Origin of the sequence: Streptomyces sp. TG1A-8, from assembly GCF_030499535.1 — a bacterium.
In the GTDB taxonomy this organism is placed as follows: Bacteria; Actinomycetota; Actinomycetes; order Streptomycetales; family Streptomycetaceae; genus Streptomyces.
This window is the reverse complement of the sequence record NZ_JASTLB010000001.1, coordinates 3064287-3081386: the sequence shown is the minus strand read 5'-3', so window position 1 is coordinate 3081386 and position 17100 is coordinate 3064287. Positions and strand designations below refer to the sequence as shown.

Genomic DNA, 17100 nt, shown 5'->3' with positions numbered 1-17100 from the left:
GTGCCCGGGCGCCGCAGAGCTGCGGGAGCCCGCTCGGCTCCCGCGCCCGGCTACAGGGGTGTCGTCACGGTCACGTGCTCGCCGCCGCCCAGGTGCAGCATGCCCCGGCCCGGCGTGACCGGGCCGCCGACCATGCTCCGCGTCGTGCGGATGCCGATCAGCTCGCCCGAGCCCGACTCCTGCGGGGACAGCAGGATGCCGCGCCGGGCCTTCTTCGCGTCGACCTGCCACCCGGAGAAGCCGCCGCAGATCTCGTCCTCGTCACCGGCGATGACGAGGGCCAGCCCCTCCTCGGTCCCGCGCTCCACGATCCGCTTGAACACGTCCTCGGCGTCGCAGTCCTCCAGCACCTCGGCGTCGTCGACGAGGACGGCGACCGGGTCCTGCGGCGTGGCCGACGCGATGGCCTCCGTCAGCTCGTCCTCGTCGACGTCACGGCCGGTGAACACCTTCAGGACGCCGTCCCGGCCGTCGAGTTCGCGCAGCGGGGACGGGCGGGGCGCCGCGACGACCAGCCGCACGCCCTGCTCCAGGCAGGAGCGGGCGAAGTTCAGCAGCACCGTGGAGCGCCCGGACTTGGCGGGACCGCCGATCACGAACGCCGGCACGCCCCGGGCCAGGTCCGGCCCGAGCGCGGTCAGTTCGTCGCCGCCGACGCCCACCAGGGCCCACAACCGGGAGGAGGCCGTCGCCGGGTCGCGCATCGCCCACGCGTCCGCGAAGGAGATCCGGCTCGGCAGCACGTCGACCCGGAACGGGCGCCGGGAGCGCGGCACCGCGGCGTCCCGCGCCGCGGCCGCCTCGCCGATCGCCAGCAGCGCGGCGGCCTGTCCCTGGCCGGTGGTGTCCCCGGCGAGCAGCGCGAACTGCGTCTCGGCGGCCGTCTCGCCGCGGAAGGCACGGCCCGGCGGGATCTCCTCGGGCACCTTGCGCGCGTTGATGTCCAGCATCGAGAAGTCGCCGCGGTCGGCGAGCCGCAGACCGTACTTGTCCTCGGTGAGCGAGGAGATGCGCCCGGCCAGCAGCTGCCGGTCACCGGTGATGACCAGGTGGATGCCGACGCTCGCGCCCTCGCGCATCATCACCATGACCTGGTCGGTCAGGTCGCCGTGGTTGTGCTCGCCGAGCGTGGGCAGCCAGCCCTCCCAGCGGTCCAGCAGCAGCACGACGTGCGGCAGCCGTTCGTCCTCCGGGACGCCGGCCCGCTGCTCCCCGATGTCCGCGAACCCCTTGTCGGCCAGCAGGTCCTGGCGGCGCGTCAGCTCGCCGGACAGCCGGGCCATGAGCCGCTCGACCCGCTCCAGCTGGTTGCGGCCGACGACGGCACCGCAGTGCGGCAGCCGGGTCAGCGCGTTGAGGGCGCCGTTGCCGCAGTCGATGCCGTACAGGTGCACGTCGGCACAGGAGTTGGTGCGGGCCAGCGAACCGGCGATGGTGCGCAGCACCTGGGAACGGCCGGTGCGCGGGGCGCCGGCGACGATGAGGTGGCCGAAGGTGGCGAAGTCCACCGCCACCGGACGCCGGGCCTGGTCGGCCGGGAGGTCCTCCACACCGAACGGGGCCGCGGGCAGCGCACCCTGGGCGCGCACCGGCGGGACGTCGTCGAGCAGCAGGGTGTCGTCCAGCGCGGGCAGCCACGGGGAGTGCTGCGCCGGGATGCCCAGCGCCCGGTCGGCTTCCCGGACGGCGTCCACCAGTACCTTCAGGTCGGTGATCTCCTCGTCCTCGCGGGCCTCGGTCCGGGGTTTGCGCAGCGCGGCGCGCCCCAGGTCCTGCCAGGTCAGCGGGGCCGCCCAGGGCGCGAGGGTCCGCGGGTCGGCCGCACCCGGCCGCCGGCCGCCGACGCGGCCGGACTGGAACGGGATCAGCGAGGCGTGGCCCAGCCGGACGTAGGCGCGGCCCGGCGTGCTCTTGGAGATGTGCCCGGCGTCGGGCGCGTCGATGACGTCGGTGGACTCGCCGGCGTCGGTCACGCGCAGGGCGATGCGCAGGTTGGTGTTGGCCCGGATCTCGGGGGAGACCACACCGCTCGGCCGCTGGGTGGCCAGCAGCAGGTGGATGCCGAGGGAGCGGCCCCGCTGGGCGATGTTGACCAGTCCGGTCACGAAGTCGGGCAGGTCGCGCACCATGGAGGCGAACTCGTCGATGACGATGAGGAGCCGGGGGACGGGCGCGTGCGCGGGATTCCTGCGCACCAGGTCCTGGTAGTCCTCGATGTCCTTGGCGTCGGCGGCGGCCAGGATGTGCTCGCGCCGCTTCAGCTCCGCGCCCAGCGACTCCAGGGCGCGTTCGACCAGGTGGGCGTCGAGATCGGTGACCATGCCGACGGTGTGCGGGAGCTTCACGCAGTCCTTGAACGCCGAGCCGCCCTTGTAGTCGACCAGCACGAAGGTCATGTTCTCCGGCGTGTTGGCCACCGCAAGCGACGCCACGATGGTCTGCAGCAGCTCCGACTTGCCCGAACCCGTCGTACCGGCGATCAGGCCGTGCGGCCCGTCCCGGCGCAGGTCGATGCCGAACGGCCCGTCGTAGGACTCACCGATCACCGCCAGCGTCGATTGCCCGCCGGCCCGCCAGCGTGCCGCGACGGCGTCACCGGTCGGCGGCTCCAGCCGGAGCACGTCCAGCAGCCGGCTCGCGGCCGGCAGCGCCGAGTCCTGGCTCTCCCCGCTGATGTCGCGCAGCGGGGACAGGGCGCGGGACAGCCGGGCGCACCAGGCGGCGGAGACGAAGTCCGGCCGGACGTCCTGCTTGCGCGGTGCCCCGCTCTGCTCCACGCGCAGCCGCAGTTCCGGCTCCCGCCCGGTCTGTTCCCCGTCGTGCCGGACGGCCGGGTGCCAGGCCTGGAAGGAGGGGAAGCCCCCGGCGGGCCGGTCCGCAGCGGGGACGGCGGCGGGAAACTCCGCGCCGTCCCGCGGCTCGGCGACGACCACCGCCTGGCACTCGCCGGGCAGGAACCGCTCCTCGGCGTCCAGGCAGATCGAGCGGATGGCCACCTCCGGGCCCTCCCGCAGCAACCGGACGACACCCGGCAGCGACCGCAGCCGCCGGGAACCGTCCCAGACGACGACGATGTCCGGGTCGGAGAAGGCCGGGCCGTCGGCCTTGTTGCGCCCGCCCTGCCGGAGCGCCTTCTGCCGGGCGTCGAGCAGCTGGGTCAGCTCGCCGACGCGCGCTCCGACGGTCTCGGAGTCGGTGCCCACGAGCACGTTGACGTCCTGCCCGCCGGGCGGCCGGGCGTGCGGCAGCCAGCGCACCCAGTCCCAGCGCGGACCGGCGTCGTTCTCGGTCAGCACGTAGGCCTGCACGTCCAAGGGGCTGTGCAGCACGGCGCACTGGGCGACCGCCCAGCGGCCCAGCGCCTGCGCGGAGTCACCGGGGCCCGCGATGCCGATGACGCCGAGGTCCCGCAGCGACAGGGCGACCGGGGCGTCCTCGATGTGCCGGCGGACCCTGCGCCGGTGTTCGTCCTGCTGCGGGTCGTCCAGCTCGACGTCGGAGGGCAGGCGCCCGGTGCCGAAGCGCAGCAGCAGGTGGTCGGCGTCCGTGCGGCGCCGCTCCCACAGGCGGGTGCGCGGCCCCGTGCCGAAGGTCAGGACGGCGGCGGGGTCGGGAGCGGCCTGCCGCCGGTCGGCCCGCTCGGCGACCAGGGCGTCCCGGGCGTCCTCCTCGATCCGCGCCTTGTGCTCCTTGTACTCCTTGACCTGCTTGGCGTGGGACTTGCGGCCGTGCTTCTTGTCCATGAAGTAGTTGCCGAGGAGCATCACGGGGCTCATCAGCGCCATGATCAGGTAGTACCACCGCCCGAACACCAGCACCGACACCACGGCCCCGACCAGCGGCAGCAGCGCCATCAGCCAGGGCAGGGGCCGGGCCTCGTACTCACCGGGCGGGTTGGGCAGCGCGAAGTGGGTCCGGCGTTCGGCCGGGCGCAGCCGGGGCGGCCGGTTGTAGTCCAGCCCCACCCCGTCCTCGGACCACTTCAGGGCCGCGTCGGGCGGGGTGTAGGCGGTGATCTCCAGCAGCGTGTTGCCCAGGGCCAACTGGGCGCCCAGCGGCCACTCGCCGCCGGTGAAGTCCTCGCCGTCCAGGCGGACGGCGCCGTCGCCGGTGTGCAGGGCGACCGTGCAGGTGCCGTCGATGGCGATGGCCAGCGAGGCGGCGCGGGAGGGCAGTTCCGGGTCGTCGACGCGCAGGTGGGCGGCGGCCCCGCGGCCGATGTCGTAGCGCCCCACCCCCAGCCGGTGCACGGCACCGGCCGCGGGTCCGCCGGCCACGCGGAACTCCACGACGCCGGCCGGCTCCCCGGGGAGGCACCCGGCCGGGTCGCGCAGGCTGACGACGGCGCCGTCGCGCAGCGGTGATCCGACGACGGTCGCGGCGGGGTCGAGGGCGTACCCGTCGACGTAGGCGGGCGGACCGGCCGGACGGGCGGGCGGGACCGTACCGGTCGTACCGGTTGTACCGGCGGCACCGGCCGCCCCGTCCGCTGCTCCGGCACCGTGGCGGGGCGCCCCGAACGGAATGACCCGCGCACCGCCGCCATCGCCGGTGGCGGTGCCGGTGCCGGTGGCGGTGGCGTTCCGGCTTTCCCTTCCGCCGCCGTCCTCTCCGCCGCCGTTCCCGTGGTGCAGACCGACGTGCCGTCCCAGTTCCCGGACGACGTCGCCGACCGTGGACTCGGGGTCGGCGTCGAGCACCACATCGGCGCCGGTTCCCCCGACCGGGTCGACGACGGTCAGACTCAGGCGCACGCTCGTCCTCCTCGCACGGCCGAGGCCGCCCCCGGAACGCGGAACACTGGTGACGCTCCACAGGGTGGAAGCGACTGCAAGCGACCTTAACCGGCCGGGCTTTGCCGGGGCAGCGGGAGCCGGGCGGTTCACCATTCCCTCGCACCGCAGCCCTGCGGTGCGAGGGGCCCCACCCGTAAGATCTTCGCTCGTGCGGACGGTCGGGCTGCTCGGCCCGCGTGCCGGTGCCGGACCGGTCCGGTCCGCAGGAGCGAGCCACGGGGGCGGTCCCTGCGGCGACGGCGAACGGGAGGGAGATCGGCCATGGGCAAGAGCGGCAAGGACGCGGACCTTACTTATGCCGAGATGGAGAAGGTCGCGGGTGACCTGATCAAGGACATGCACGACCTGGAAGACAAGATCAAGAACATCGAGAAGCGGGTCGCGAACCTGGTCGAACAGGGCTTCACCACCCAGAAGGCCTCCGGTGCCTACGACGACTCCGTCAAGGAGTTCACCAAGGGTGCCGCCAAGACCATCCACGGCCTGCACGGCCTGTCCGACTTCCTGAAGAAGGCCAAGGAAGCGTACGAACAGCTGGACGAGCAACTGGCGCAGCAGGCGAGGGGTTAGTCAGGTCCGGTTCACACTGGGCACGTCGGTGCGGTGGCGTCCGATCACTGCACCGACGGTCCCGTTGCGGAGCTTTTCCCGAAGTCTTGGCGGGGGACATGTCGGACCAGACAGCTGATCTTTCACGCATCAAGAAGAGCGCGCGCTCCATGTGCTGCCGGGTGTTGACGGAGCGCGCAGCATACTCCGTCACACCCGGCTGTCAGGCTTCGGCACCTCGGATCCCGTCAGGCCGCGGATGGCGCATCAGATACATGTGCAAATCGCTGCGCCACTCCTCACTCGTCAAGGTCAGCCACGAGCCGTCCTTGAAGCGGAGGAGCAGCTTGTCGTTCTCGAACGCCGGGAGCGGGTCCTCAAGGACGGCGTCTCCGGCGGAAATTTCGGCGACGACCCGCATGCGATCGTCCCGGCGGACGGACACCCGCTTGGGCGGTGCGGCCAGCAGGATGCGGCCCTGGGCGAGCACGACGAATCGTTGATGGTGGGAGGAATGGCTGTACCACTGAAGGAGGAAGCGGCCGGCGGCCCCGGTCCAGTCGCCGTCGAAGGTCTTGTCGAGGCCGCGTTCCAGGATGGCCGCGTCACGACGCTTGGTGTCGAGGCCCTTGGCGCGGGCCCGGTCGCGTTCCTCTTTCGTCGACAGCAGACGCTTGAGAGCCTCTTCGCCCGAGGCAAGGAGACTGAGCACCTTGGCGACGGACATCAGGGGCGCTGCCAGGACAACGCCGAGTATGCCGAGCGGTCTCATGAAAGCGGGCCGCAAGGGCCCGGATCCGGCAGCCCGGTGAACGTCCGTGGGCGGCTCGGGGATCTTGCCGATCGTGCACCAGGCCGCGGCGTCCGGGACGACGCCGAGCCGGTTCCGCAGAGTGTGGTCGGTGCTCCTGGACAAACCCGTTCCACCTTCCGTGTCGCTCGCCGAGGGAAGCCTCGCAGCAGTGTCTCACGTCCCTGATGGAGGAATTCTTCAATGGCCGACAGAATCACGTACGACCTCGACATGATCAAGGCGTGTTCACAAACACTGGGCAAGCTGCACAGGGAGTTTGATCAGCACGGGAATCCTTCGGACGGTTACGGGGACGAACTGGGGCACGATGGCCTGAAAGGCGCCTTCGACGAGTTCGGGACCACTTGGAAGAAGACGCGCAAAAAATTGTCCAAGGAGCTGAAAAATCTCGCCGAATACACCGCGGCCGCGGCTGGGAAGTACGAAGAGATCGACCACGAGTTGGCGAAGGCCATCGCTGAGAACACGAAGAAAGGTAAGAAGTGAGTAGGCGATCCAGTGAATGGCCACCGCTGTGGGACGGCGACCCCACCCCAGGGGACCCGGATGAAGTCGCGACCTTAGGGCGGAAGTTGCGCAAGATGGCCGACATGATCGACGAGCAGGCGAGGGTCATTAAGGCGTTGTCTTCCGTGGAAGGTTGGGACAGCGACGCCGGACGTGCCTTCAATGAGATCGCCGACGGTGCCGGAGACCGGCTCAAGAAAGCCTTCGAACGCTATGACGAGGCGGCAAAGGCGCTGGGCACCAAGGTAGCCGAAGGTGAATCCAGTGAATTCGCCGGTGAATTGCATCGGGCCCAGAAGAAGGCCGACAAGGCCTTGGCGGACTACCGGGAGGCCGAGTCCGACCACGACATCGCCGACCGAGAAATGCGAAAGATCACGGACAAGCATCCTGTGACACCTATCCCCGAGGCGGACAGACTGGAGTACGAGCGGTGGCAGAAGAAGCGTGACGACGCGCTGCACCGGATCGGCCAGGCGCGCAAGGATGTCAAGGACGCCCGGGACATCTTTGACGACGCGGGCGACCGCGCCGCCAGACACATCAAGGACGTGGTGCACCATGATGCGGTGCGCGATCCGGGCGGATTCATGAATTGGCTCGCTGACTGGGCGGATACGTTCTCCAATATCTCCGCAATCCTCTCCGTTCTCGCGGTTGTCTGTGCTTTTGTGCCGCCCTTGCAGTTCCTCGTGCCCATCTTCGCCACGCTCGCGGTCCTCTCCAGCGCAGCGGCACTGGCCGGACACGCCTACGATATGTCAGAGCGCGGGGGAAAGGTCGATTGGCTGAAATTGGGGACGGACTTCCTGGGCATCCTTCCCGGGCTCGGCGCGCTCAAGGGTTTCAAAGCCGTTGCCAAACTCAAAGGCCTCGCCAAGCTGCGGGCCTTCGGCAAAGCCGGCACCTGGGGCGAAGCCGCTGTTCGCGGCATCGACGGTGTCGGGCACAACTTTCTCAACGGTCTCAGTGTGACCTTGGCGAACAGGGTGCTGGCCGGAGGCCTCAAGCTCGGTCAGAAACTCGACGTCGGCGGGCTGCCGGAGAGGTTCACGCCGATCGGCGGAAAGCAGGTCACCGCGGTCATCAAGGGCAACGGTCTCGCGAGCGCGCTCCACCGGATGTTCAGCGGCGAGAACGGCAGGACCACTGGTTACCAGGAGCCGGAACCCGCCAAGCACACACCGACGCCTTCGCCCGGGCCTTCACCGAAACCGTTCCACGCTGCCCTGGCCGCGTAGGCGCCGCGCTCTGGCGGGGGTGGAAACCACAGAAAGAAGGGCGATCCACATGACCGACCCGACCGGCCTCGGCGACTGGGAGTTCGTCGGCCGAAGGGGCGGAGAGCCCGCACGGCTCGTCCCCGGCGAGGTGATCGCCGCCGCCCCCGCCGCCAAAACGCTGGCGGAACAGGCGGGTGAGGAACTCCGCTTCGACTTCCTGGACGACCGGGCGGTGCTTCGCATGCTCCGGCGCCGGCACGAGGACGAAGTCGCAATGTTCAACGCGGGCTTCAAAATCGGTGTGCCCCTGGCAATCGTCGTCTTCGGCGAGGTGGTGTACTGGGGCGGCGTGGCCCAGTACTGGGAGTCAGGTACGGCACGGGTCGCCTATGCGGCCGTGGCCGCCACCGCCGTACTGGTCCTACTGGCCGCGTGCGTGCGCACCGCCATGGCGCACTGGGGGGATCCCGCACGGCAGAACCTTCGCGCCCGCGCCCGGAAGTACCGTGAGTTGGCGCATCTTGCGCGCAGAGGAGGGGCGGACCTGCCTGCCCATTACCCGCACTACGGCCCGTACCCCTTCGCGGCCACCTTCCATCCGGAAGCGGATGAAGTAGAGATCATCGAGGGAGAGGAGTCGTCGTGAGCACGACAGCGATTGAAGAAAATACTCGGGGCTCGATCGGTGGACCGGGAATCGACGTTCGATGGATCATGCCTGAGGGGTTCTTCGAAATTCCGATGGACGCGGAGGACCTCGACGAAACCGCCGAGCAGCTCGTCGGTCTGGCCCGTGCGGTGATGCCGGAGGCCACCTTTGAGGTGCAGTTGGAGTGGGCGGTCATGGTCGCCGCGCATTACGACTCCTTCATGGAAGCCGGGATCCAGTATTCAGGCTTCGTGCTGACCGAGGTGGACGGGGAGCGCTGCACGGCGACGGTGACGGTGAGCATGATCGACCTGGATGAGCGGGCCGGATCTCACCCTGCGGGCTTCCTGGGCTCAACGATGCGTCACCTCGGCCTGGGGCAGGTCAGCGAAATCGAGCTGCCTTGCGGCCCTGCCGTTTCCTGCATCGGCACCCGGACGACGAGTCTGCCCGGCAACCTCACAGTCTCGGGGACCGACGAGCCCGTCGTGACGTCCTTCATTCAGGTGCAGATACCCCTGAGCAACGGAACGGTTCTGGTGATGGAGATGGGCACTCCCACGCCTCGGGGCTGGGACGTCTTCTCAGCCATGTTCGCCGGTGTCGTGAAGAGCGTTCGCTTGTTCGGCGAGTCGGGCAAGCTGACAGTGATGCCCGGATGACCACGAAACACGAGTCCACGGCACTCCCCAAGGACTACCGGCTTCTGGTACCCCGGGACTGGTTCCGGATCGACCTTGGCCGACGGGGGTGGCGCGCCCAGCTGAAGACCTTTGTGGACCACCAGGCCGAGGGCAAGAACGTTCCGGCCGAGGTCAAGCAGGACGCCTGGGCGGCCCTGCGCAACACCGCAGAGGCGGGGATCAGGAACGGCGCGCTGGAATTCTTCCTGAGGTCCGAGGTGGGGGGCGGCGTCCTGCCAGCTTCACTCATCGTCTCCCTGATCCCCCGGACCGGGTCCCTGACGCCTCGTGACCTTCAAGAGTCGTTCGAGGCGGGAGAGCGGCAGCATGCAGACGCGGTCGAGGTGTCGGTGCTGCCCCTTCCAGCGGGCGAGGCGGTGCGGGTCCGCACCGGCACCACCATGGACGTGTACGTGCAGATGCCCGGCGACGCTGGCTATCTGGTCCTCGCCTTCGCGGTGCCGGTCAGCGGAATGGCGGGTCCGATGCACCGGCTCTGCGAGTCCATCGCGGAGTCCCTGCGCTGGATCGTCTGAGCCACATTCACTCATTCGGCTACTGAACTTGATTGGGTGATGTCGGGTCGTTCGGCTGAGAGTTGAGCCCGCTGCGCTGTACTGCTGTCCCTGTGAGGTACGCGCAGGGTGGCGGCTTGACCGACGCCGAGAGGGCAGCCCGGGAGCGAGTGCGGCTGGATGCGGTGGCTCGGTTTGAAGCCGGGGACAGGAACAAGGACATCGCCGCCGCTCTGCGGGTGTCTGAAAGATCGGTGGAACGGTGGCGGCGGCAGTGGCGTGAGGGTGGAGCGGCTGGTGTCGCCTCGAAGGGGTCGCCTGGTCGTCCGAGGCTCAGTGCTGCCCAGGTCGCCAGGTTGGCGGGGGAGTTGGAGCGTGGACCGCTCGCGCACGGCTGGGCTGACCAGCGGTGGACCCTGGCTCGGGTCAAGAAGCTGATCGGTCGGCTCTTCCGTATCTCGTACACGGTGGAGGGCACGTGGCGACTGCTCAAGCGTCACGGCTGGTCGTGGCAGCAGCCCGCTCGCCGCGCGATCGAGCGTGACGATGACGCGGTGGAGCTGTGGAAGAAAGAGGTGTGGCCGCGGGTAAGAGCACCGCGGCAGCGTGCAACGGCTGGATCGTCTTCGAAGACGAGGCCGGCCAGTCGCTTACGCCGCCGCGTGCCAGGACCTGGGGCCGAGTCGGCCAGACCCCGGTGGTGCGCGTCAGGGGCCGAGGTTCGGGCCGGGTGTCCATGGTGGGCATGACTTGCTACAAGGTGGGTGAGCGGTCGCGGCTGATCTACGCAGTTCGCGAATACCGCGGACGCAAGAACCAGCCCAAGGGCTTCGGCTCGCGGGACTTTCGTGACCTGCTGGTCCGCGCCCGGATCCAGCTGGGTGGTCCGATCGTGCTGGTCTGGGACAACGTCCGCATTCACCTGACCGCAGATCTGCGCGAGTTCTTCGCGGCGAACACCGACTGGCTCACAGTGTTCCAGCTACCTGCCTACGCCCCGGACCTGAACCCGCAGGAAGGCGTGTGGTCCTTGGTCAAGCACGACCTCGGCAACCTCGCCGCCGCCGCCCTGGGGCAGATCACCCGGACCGTGAAACGCAAGCTCAAGATGCTGCAGTATCGGCCCCAGCTGCTCGACGGCTGTCTCACCGGCACCGGCCTGGCACTCGACGCGTGACCGGCTGGGAACCTGCCACCCGCACGCGCGATCAGTAGCATCGCGTCGCCTGGATGAGGTTCCCGCCCGACGAATCGAGTGAGCCCATGAGCGACGACGTCCTCTCTGTCATTCCGACCGACCCGCAGTGGCAGCCTGAGCAGGCCGCGGCTGACCGCACTGCGTCGATTGTGGAGGACCTGGCCCCCGGGCTCCCCGGCGGCGTCGACGTCGAGATTGACGTCACCTGGCACGACACACTCACCGTTGTCGACTGTGGTCAGAATCTGCAGAAGATCGGTTGTCCCCACTGCGGCGCGTCGATCGACACCGAGTGGTGGGGCGACCTACTCGAAGCCCACTGCGACGACGGCTTCGCAACCCTCGCCGTGGTGGTCCCCTGCTGCGGCACCGCGACCTCGCTGGACGCACTGGACTACGACTGGCCCTGTGGCTTTGCTCGATTCGAGATCGCCATCTGGAACCCCGAGCGCGCCTGGTTCAGCGACGAGGAACTGACCGCCATCGGGGACGCACTCGGACATCCAGTGCGGCAAGTCAGGGCCCACATCTGACGCACGTCAGCCCGCGATGAACCCGACATCACGAGTTCAAGTTCAGTAAATTTAAAGTGTTTTCGCGGTACCAGCCGACGGACCGGGTGTCAGGTGTTCTGGCGGCGCTCACCATCCTCGCGGAACTCGTGCCGGTCATCGGCCACCACCTGAGGAGCCGCTTCACGCTGGACCGCCCCACGGCACCGGGGGTCGCGGAGGACGACTACGCCCTGCCTTCCGTCACCGTGGACTACCAGCTTCCGGTCCCGCGCAGTGACATGCACCTCCTGCTGACCTTCTCCAGCCCACTGGTGCAGATCGCGGACGCGATGGCCGAACTCTTCGACGCGATCGCGGGGTCGCTCGTCTGGAAGGAGCACTGAGATCATCCCTGTCCTTGAGTACGGGATCTCCTGCCCACCGGACTGGGTGCGCCTCCCCTTGGATCCGTCGCAGGACGTACGGACTTGGGCCAGGGCCACCGCCGCGGTGCTGTGCGAACGCGGGAAGGCCGCGGGTCGCGAGCCCGACATGGCCGCCCTGCGCAAGGAACTGCGTTCCCGCACCGAGGACAGCCGCGCTCGCGATCCGTTGTACGCCTTCGCCCTCTGTCCCGACGGCTTCGACAGCGCGTTGGCGCTTTTGGAGGTCGACCTGATCCACCCCGACGACGTGGTGCCCCGGATCACGCTCGACTGGGTGGCGGAGAGATTCAGTGCCCGTGACTTCGGGCCTCCGCGGATCAGCTGGCACGACCTGCCGGCGGGACCCGCCGTACGGATCCGCCAGAACTTCGCCGCGGACGATCCGCCGCGCGAGGGGCCGGGCATCCTGCTGGAGACCCTCACGTACGGCGTCCTGCCGACCGGCACCGAAAGCGCCGTCGTGCTCCTCGCGTCATGGACCATGCCAGGCATCGGGGACGTGCTGGAAGCAGCGGCGGACCACATCGCGCGTACGCTCGTCGTGGAGAGTTGAGGGACGGGCGCTGCAGGGTGCACAGGGCTACAGGGCCGGATCGGCGAACGACACCGTCCGGAGCACGGCGTACATCATGTTGCAGAACTCCGCCCAGTAGTCCATGGCGGCGGTGCCCAGGGTGAGGACCACCGTGTACGGCCCCGTCGGGAAGGGAACGTGAACCTGGATCTGGCCCGTCAGGAGTTCGACCTGGTCGCCGCTGACGGTCAGCTCGGGCTGGACGGTGACTTCGTTGACACGTACGCAGGAAACCGCAGGTCCACATGGCAGGTCCAGCCAGCGGGCGTCGTTGTGGGGATTCGTGGACAACGCGGCCAGGATGCCCTGGGCCGCGACCTCCGGGTCGGTCTGGTCGGTCTCCACGACGGCGACCGTGAGAGCGCACTGCACCACCCCTCCTTCGTCCCTCGCGAAGAGGCCCAAGGCGGAGTAGGCAAAGCCGCTTTCGGCCATGTACTCGGCAAGCGCGGCATAGTACGTCGCGGCAGGTTCCCAGAGGGTCTCGTCGCCACGGGAATACAGTTCGCGCACGAATTCCCGGGAAAGGCCGGCGCGTTCCTGGGGCGAGGACGCGACGGGAAGTGCGTGAAGGCCGTTCGGCGCGATGAAGGAGAAGGGCGGCACGACCCCGGGCGCCACTTCCACGGCGAGGGTGGTCATTCGGTGCTCCACTGCGGATCAGAGGTCGTGGGGGTCGAAACCGCCGCGCCCGCCCGACCGGCCCATGAACCGGAACGGCTTCACGATGCCCAGGTCGGACCGCACGGGCTGGGTGGTCGTCACTTCGATGAGTAGCTTCCCACTGGGGCGGCGAGTGATCACTGGGTCGACGGAGGTGTCCGCCTCCTTCACCGTCGCGACGTACGACTGCACGTAGGCGCGTTGGCGCGGGGTCAGGGCATCGACGGGAACGAGGTCGGTGGGGTGGACCAGGTGCCGGAGAACGGACCAGTACTCCCTCGGGTCCGGCGGCGCGAGCCTGCACCAGGAGCCGTCGGTGAAACACACCTTGGCCTCGCCCCCCACGGCGCTGAAGCGCATCCGCTCGACACGCGCGATCTTCGACCGTTCGGCTTCCCACAGGACCCGGTCGCGGAGCGGCTCTCCGTCCGGAAGACCGAGGACGACCACGCGTCGATCGGTCACGACGATGTGGGTGCGGAGGTTCTCCGGACAGCGACCAGGGTCGAGCTGCCAGGGAAGTGTCCGGGCGACAGTGCCGGGCGCGGCCCACATGACAGGGAAGTCCGTCACCTCGTTCTCCGGCTCCTGCGGGCGCCCCGGCCCGTTCCCGGAGCCGGGAAGGAAACTGCCGGTGCCGCCCAGGGCTTCGAGGGCTCCGCCGACCGCGACGTAGAGAGCCCGCAGACCGAAGAGACCGGCTTGCCGGACGGGGCGTTCCGGCTCCTGCGGTCGAACGGAGAAGGAGGGCCCTTCCGGCCAGCCGGGCAGCTCGCCCTGGATGTCGCCGCGCCGCGCGTCACGGAACCATCGCATGCCGGCCACTCTTGAAGCCGTGCCGGTCGCGAAGACGATTGCATCCCGGGCGAGGAGTGTCTCACCCGGTTCGGGAGTCCAGGTCGCCATGTGCTCCGTACTCTCAGTGTGACGTGGCAGCGTCGTGGAAGCTGTCACCCGGATGGAGCGCTTCTCCGATGTGCTGCGGAATGCTGAAGGTCTTCGGCAGGACTTTGAGCGTGGCATCCAACGCGATGCCCTTCATGCTCAGAGGATGGACATCGATCTTTCCCCCGCTCACGATCTTGAGTCCTTTGGACCCGATCATTTGGCCTTGGTGGTAACCCGCTTCAGCCAGTCCGGCCAAGCGGTTCATCGCGCCGCTCTCGTGGGTGATGATGCCGATGTCGCCGTACTTTCCGCCCAGGACGACGCGTTTTCCCAGCAGCGCGAGACCGCCGTCCACCTTCCCCGCCAGATCACCGGTGGCGAACAGGTTACGAGCGCCACTGGCAAGCTTCGCGCCCTGGAACCCCTTGCCGAACTCACCGGCTGCGCGCGCCGCAGCCACGCCTTCGTCCACCACTTTGACGCCCTTGCCGAACGCGCCGAGGCCCGGCAGGAGGCCGAGAGCATCGAATCCCATCTGCATCCAGCTCACATCGCCCCCCGCCGCCTTGGCGATGGAGTGGGAAAGCAACGCCAGGCCACTGGTGAGCAGGGCCGCAGCGCCGAAGATCGCTCCCAGAGGCTCGAAGGGAAGAGTGAGGATCGCCAGCATGCCGAGGATGCCGCTCACGTCACTGAGGAGATCACCCACCAGTTTGATCAGGTCGGCGTGATCCTTCAGCCAGTCGCCGGTGGCATCCCAGGCATTTTCGATTCCCTTGCCGAGTTTGTCCCAGAACCCGGGTTCGTCCGGTGCGATGTCACCGGCCTTGTCCAGTTCCTTGCTGATCTCCCGGGCGGCCTTGTGGAACCGCTCCTCGAGGTCGTGCACGTCACTGATGACCTTGTCCACGGCACCGGAGGCCTTGCCCAGCTCCTGGCTGCCCTTGCCTCCCGCCTCGGCCCGGGCCTGGGACTCGGCGTCGAGCTTCTGACCGGCGGCCTTGTCCAGCCGGTCGGTCTCGTCCTGGAACGCCTGCAGTTCCTTCGCCCAGCGGTGCAGTGCGCGCGACGCCTTTTCGAAGGAGTCGTGGCTCTTGCGGAGGAGGGGGGTGACGTCCTTGCCGACGTACTCGACGAAGGCGACGGCGGTCTTCCCCTTCCACGCACCGCATTCGATGCGTTCCAGCTCCCTCACCGCAGTGCCCAGTTCACCCGCCAGTCCACCCAGTTTCCTGGCCAGCTCCCTGGTGTCCGCCACGCTCCCCGGCGTGGGGTCCCAGCCTATGTGCGCGAAGGACCGCTGCTCCACGTCACTTCCCCCTCTTCTTGCTCCTGAGGGACTCGAGGAGGTCCAGGTCCAGCCTGTCGAAGGACTCGCCTATCGCGTTGATCATCTTGACCGCGCCGTGCGTGTGCTTGCCGAGTTGCTTGATGCCGTAGGCCCAGTCGTCAGCGAAGTCCTGGACGTCCTCGACGAGGTCGCTCTCACCGACGGCCGACGCGTCTGCACTGCTGAGCGTGCGGCGCGTCGCTTCCATGCGGTCGCTGATGGATGAGAATGTCTTCTTCAGGTCCTGGAAGATCGTGTCTTCGAGTCGCAGGTCACTCATGTGTAACTCCGGTCTCCAAACGCGGGAGCAACGCGGGCGCAATGCAGCGCTTCACAGTGGCCTGTCAGCGCTACTGAAGGTCATCAGAAGCACAGACGTTATCGGTGCGGTTGCCGGTTTCGCCAGCGCGAACTCCCCTACGCATCGGCATACTCGGGACCCACCAATTCCTTGTGGGGCGGGATCGGGCCCCAGTGCGGAGCGTGCACCGGGCCCGGCGGCCAGTCGGGAGGCTCGTCCTGGATGTCACGACACTCCCGGTCCCGGACCCAGTGGCATCCCGCCGTCACCCGGCCGGTCGTGGTTTGGCCGGTCGAACTGTGAAGCGGTCCGCGCATCGGGCACCTTCACCTGAACCATCCCGGACCATCCGTGCGCCTGAACCGTTCGCTCCCGCGTGAGCAACCGGTGCAGGACCCGTGGGCGTGCCGTGCCGTGCCGTGCGTGCCGGGCGGTGTTCGTCCACCCGCCGCTTCGCTCGCGCACAGGCGGCCGCACCAGTGGCCTCCGCCCCGCAATCGGCAGGCCCCTGAACGGCGTTGCAGAGAGCAAGGCCGCGGGACCCGGAGCGGGCGGGGCCGAACGCGCCTTGAGGGCCTTATGTGCGGCTGATACGGTGCGATCGCTTGACACTCACCCCGGTGCTCGGTGACCGAGGGAGCCGGTGCGGTGGAGTGTCCCGGGGGCTGCGAAGTGCCCGGTCACGCGCGGACATTGGCAGGCGAGACTTTCTTGGGTGTACGGGGAGCGGTTGCGTGAAGATCCAAGAGCGTACGGGGGCGGGCGCCGGTCGTTCCGGTGTTCCGGCTCAGCCGCCGGTCGGTGACCGGCTTCCCACGCCGCCGCGCGAGCGCAAGCCCGCCCTGGCCGCTCTGGCGGTGTTGCTGATCCTGCTCGGCGCCCTCGGCGCCACCACGCTCGTGCTGCGCGCGGGCGACCGCATCGAGGTCGTCAAGGTGACCCGGCCGATCCAGGCCGGCCAGACCGTCACCGGCAAGAACTCCACGTCCGTGCTGGTCGCGGCCGACGACGCCATCCACTACGTGCAGTGGGACCAGCTGGGTGCCATGAAGGACTACAGGGCGAAGGCGACGATCTTCCCGGGCACCGTCGTCGTCGGCGAGATGTTCACCCGGGGCAACGCGCTGCCGGCCGGCAAGGCGGTCGTCGGTGTCTCCCTCAAGGACGGCCAGTACCCGGCGGACATCCAGACCGGTGACACCGTCGCCGTCTACGACGTCGACACCAGCGGGAGCACCGGTTCCGACAAGGGCCCGGCCGCCACGGGCACCTCCTCCGGCGGGCTCATCGTCGACGGTGCCAAGGTCAACTACAAGAAGGACTCCGGCGACGCCACCGTGAGCACCGGCAACCTCTCGCTCACGCTGCTCGTCGACGAGTCCGACGCCGCCGCCGTGACGCGGGCCGCGGCCGCCGGCGCGGTCGCCATCGTGCACGTTCCCGGCAACGGCGACTAGAAGGCGGCACCCA

Annotated in this window: 17 protein-coding genes and 1 pseudogene; 12 read left to right on the top strand and 6 right to left on the bottom strand. The window is 68.9% G+C overall.

Going from position 1 to position 17100, the window contains the following annotated elements:
* Positions 1-50: 50 nt before the first annotated feature.
* Positions 51-4754, bottom strand: coding sequence for an FtsK/SpoIIIE domain-containing protein (locus QQY24_RS13225; protein ID WP_301972891.1), 4704 nt, complete (start codon positions 4752-4754; stop codon positions 51-53).
* A 303-nt stretch (positions 4755-5057) separates the two neighbouring features.
* Here QQY24_RS13225 and QQY24_RS13220 point away from each other — a divergent pair, with 303 nt between their 5' ends.
* Positions 5058-5366, top strand: coding sequence for a WXG100 family type VII secretion target (locus tag QQY24_RS13220; protein ID WP_301972890.1), 309 nt, complete (start codon positions 5058-5060; stop codon positions 5364-5366).
* A gap of 202 nt (positions 5367-5568) precedes the next feature.
* On the opposite strand, the gene QQY24_RS13215 is transcribed toward QQY24_RS13220, so the two are convergent.
* On the bottom strand, positions 5569-6261 hold the full coding sequence (locus QQY24_RS13215) for a hypothetical protein (RefSeq protein ID WP_301972889.1): 693 nt from the start codon (positions 6259-6261) through the stop codon (positions 5569-5571).
* A gap of 78 nt (positions 6262-6339) precedes the next feature.
* Here QQY24_RS13215 and QQY24_RS13210 point away from each other — a divergent pair, with 78 nt between their 5' ends.
* From QQY24_RS13210 to QQY24_RS13165, 10 genes and pseudogenes are all read left to right on the top strand, one after another.
* Positions 6340-6645 (top strand): hypothetical protein, encoded by a 306-nt coding sequence (locus QQY24_RS13210; RefSeq protein WP_301972888.1) that lies wholly within the window; start codon positions 6340-6342, stop codon positions 6643-6645.
* A complete protein-coding gene (locus QQY24_RS13205; protein WP_367657994.1) occupies positions 6642-7907 on the top strand; it encodes a putative T7SS-secreted protein in 1266 nt (421 codons plus the stop codon). Before QQY24_RS13210 ends, QQY24_RS13205 begins: the two co-directional genes overlap by 4 nt.
* Positions 7908-7956: 49 nt before the next feature.
* The gene (locus tag QQY24_RS13200; protein WP_301972886.1) at positions 7957-8535 is read left to right on the top strand and encodes a hypothetical protein; all 579 of its coding nucleotides are present in this window, start codon (positions 7957-7959) and stop codon (positions 8533-8535) included.
* Positions 8532-9200, top strand: coding sequence for a hypothetical protein (locus tag QQY24_RS13195; protein ID WP_301972885.1), 669 nt, complete (start codon positions 8532-8534; stop codon positions 9198-9200). Before QQY24_RS13200 ends, QQY24_RS13195 begins: the two co-directional genes overlap by 4 nt.
* Positions 9197-9757: a hypothetical protein gene (locus tag QQY24_RS13190; RefSeq protein ID WP_301972884.1), complete on the top strand. Its 561-nt coding sequence runs from the start codon at positions 9197-9199 to the stop codon at positions 9755-9757. Before QQY24_RS13195 ends, QQY24_RS13190 begins: the two co-directional genes overlap by 4 nt.
* A gap of 92 nt (positions 9758-9849) precedes the next feature.
* Positions 9850-10386, top strand: a pseudogene (locus QQY24_RS13185) (winged helix-turn-helix domain-containing protein); the annotation flags it as partial.
* A complete protein-coding gene (locus QQY24_RS13180) occupies positions 10314-10913 on the top strand; it encodes a transposase (protein ID WP_301972883.1) in 600 nt (199 codons plus the stop codon). The pseudogene QQY24_RS13185 and the gene QQY24_RS13180, both read left to right, overlap by 73 nt.
* An 86-nt stretch (positions 10914-10999) precedes the next feature.
* A complete protein-coding gene (locus tag QQY24_RS13175) occupies positions 11000-11467 on the top strand; it encodes a hypothetical protein (RefSeq protein WP_301972882.1) in 468 nt (155 codons plus the stop codon).
* Between the two features lie 86 nt (positions 11468-11553).
* The gene (locus tag QQY24_RS13170) at positions 11554-11832 is read left to right on the top strand and encodes a hypothetical protein (protein ID WP_301972881.1); all 279 of its coding nucleotides are present in this window, start codon (positions 11554-11556) and stop codon (positions 11830-11832) included.
* Between the two features lie 58 nt (positions 11833-11890).
* Positions 11891-12427, top strand: a complete 537-nt coding sequence (locus tag QQY24_RS13165) for a hypothetical protein (RefSeq protein WP_301972880.1) — start codon at positions 11891-11893, stop codon at positions 12425-12427.
* A 27-nt stretch (positions 12428-12454) separates the two neighbouring features.
* On the opposite strand, the gene QQY24_RS13160 is transcribed toward QQY24_RS13165, so the two are convergent.
* From QQY24_RS13160 to QQY24_RS13145, 4 genes are all read right to left on the bottom strand, one after another.
* Positions 12455-13090, bottom strand: a complete 636-nt coding sequence (locus QQY24_RS13160) for a hypothetical protein (protein ID WP_301972879.1) — start codon at positions 13088-13090, stop codon at positions 12455-12457.
* Between the two features lie 18 nt (positions 13091-13108).
* Positions 13109-13927, bottom strand: a complete 819-nt coding sequence (locus tag QQY24_RS13155) for a hypothetical protein (protein WP_301972878.1) — start codon at positions 13925-13927, stop codon at positions 13109-13111.
* 103 nt (positions 13928-14030) lie between these two features.
* A complete protein-coding gene (locus tag QQY24_RS13150; protein WP_301972877.1) occupies positions 14031-15257 on the bottom strand; it encodes an enoyl-CoA hydratase/isomerase family protein in 1227 nt (408 codons plus the stop codon).
* A gap of 52 nt (positions 15258-15309) precedes the next feature.
* Complete coding sequence (locus tag QQY24_RS13145; RefSeq protein WP_301972876.1) at positions 15310-15609, bottom strand: hypothetical protein; 300 nt, start codon at positions 15607-15609, stop codon at positions 15310-15312.
* Positions 15610-16364: 755 nt separating this feature from the next.
* Here QQY24_RS13145 and QQY24_RS13140 point away from each other — a divergent pair.
* Positions 16365-17087, top strand: coding sequence for a hypothetical protein (locus QQY24_RS13140; RefSeq protein WP_301972875.1), 723 nt, complete (start codon positions 16365-16367; stop codon positions 17085-17087).
* Positions 17088-17100: the final 13 nt, after the last annotated feature.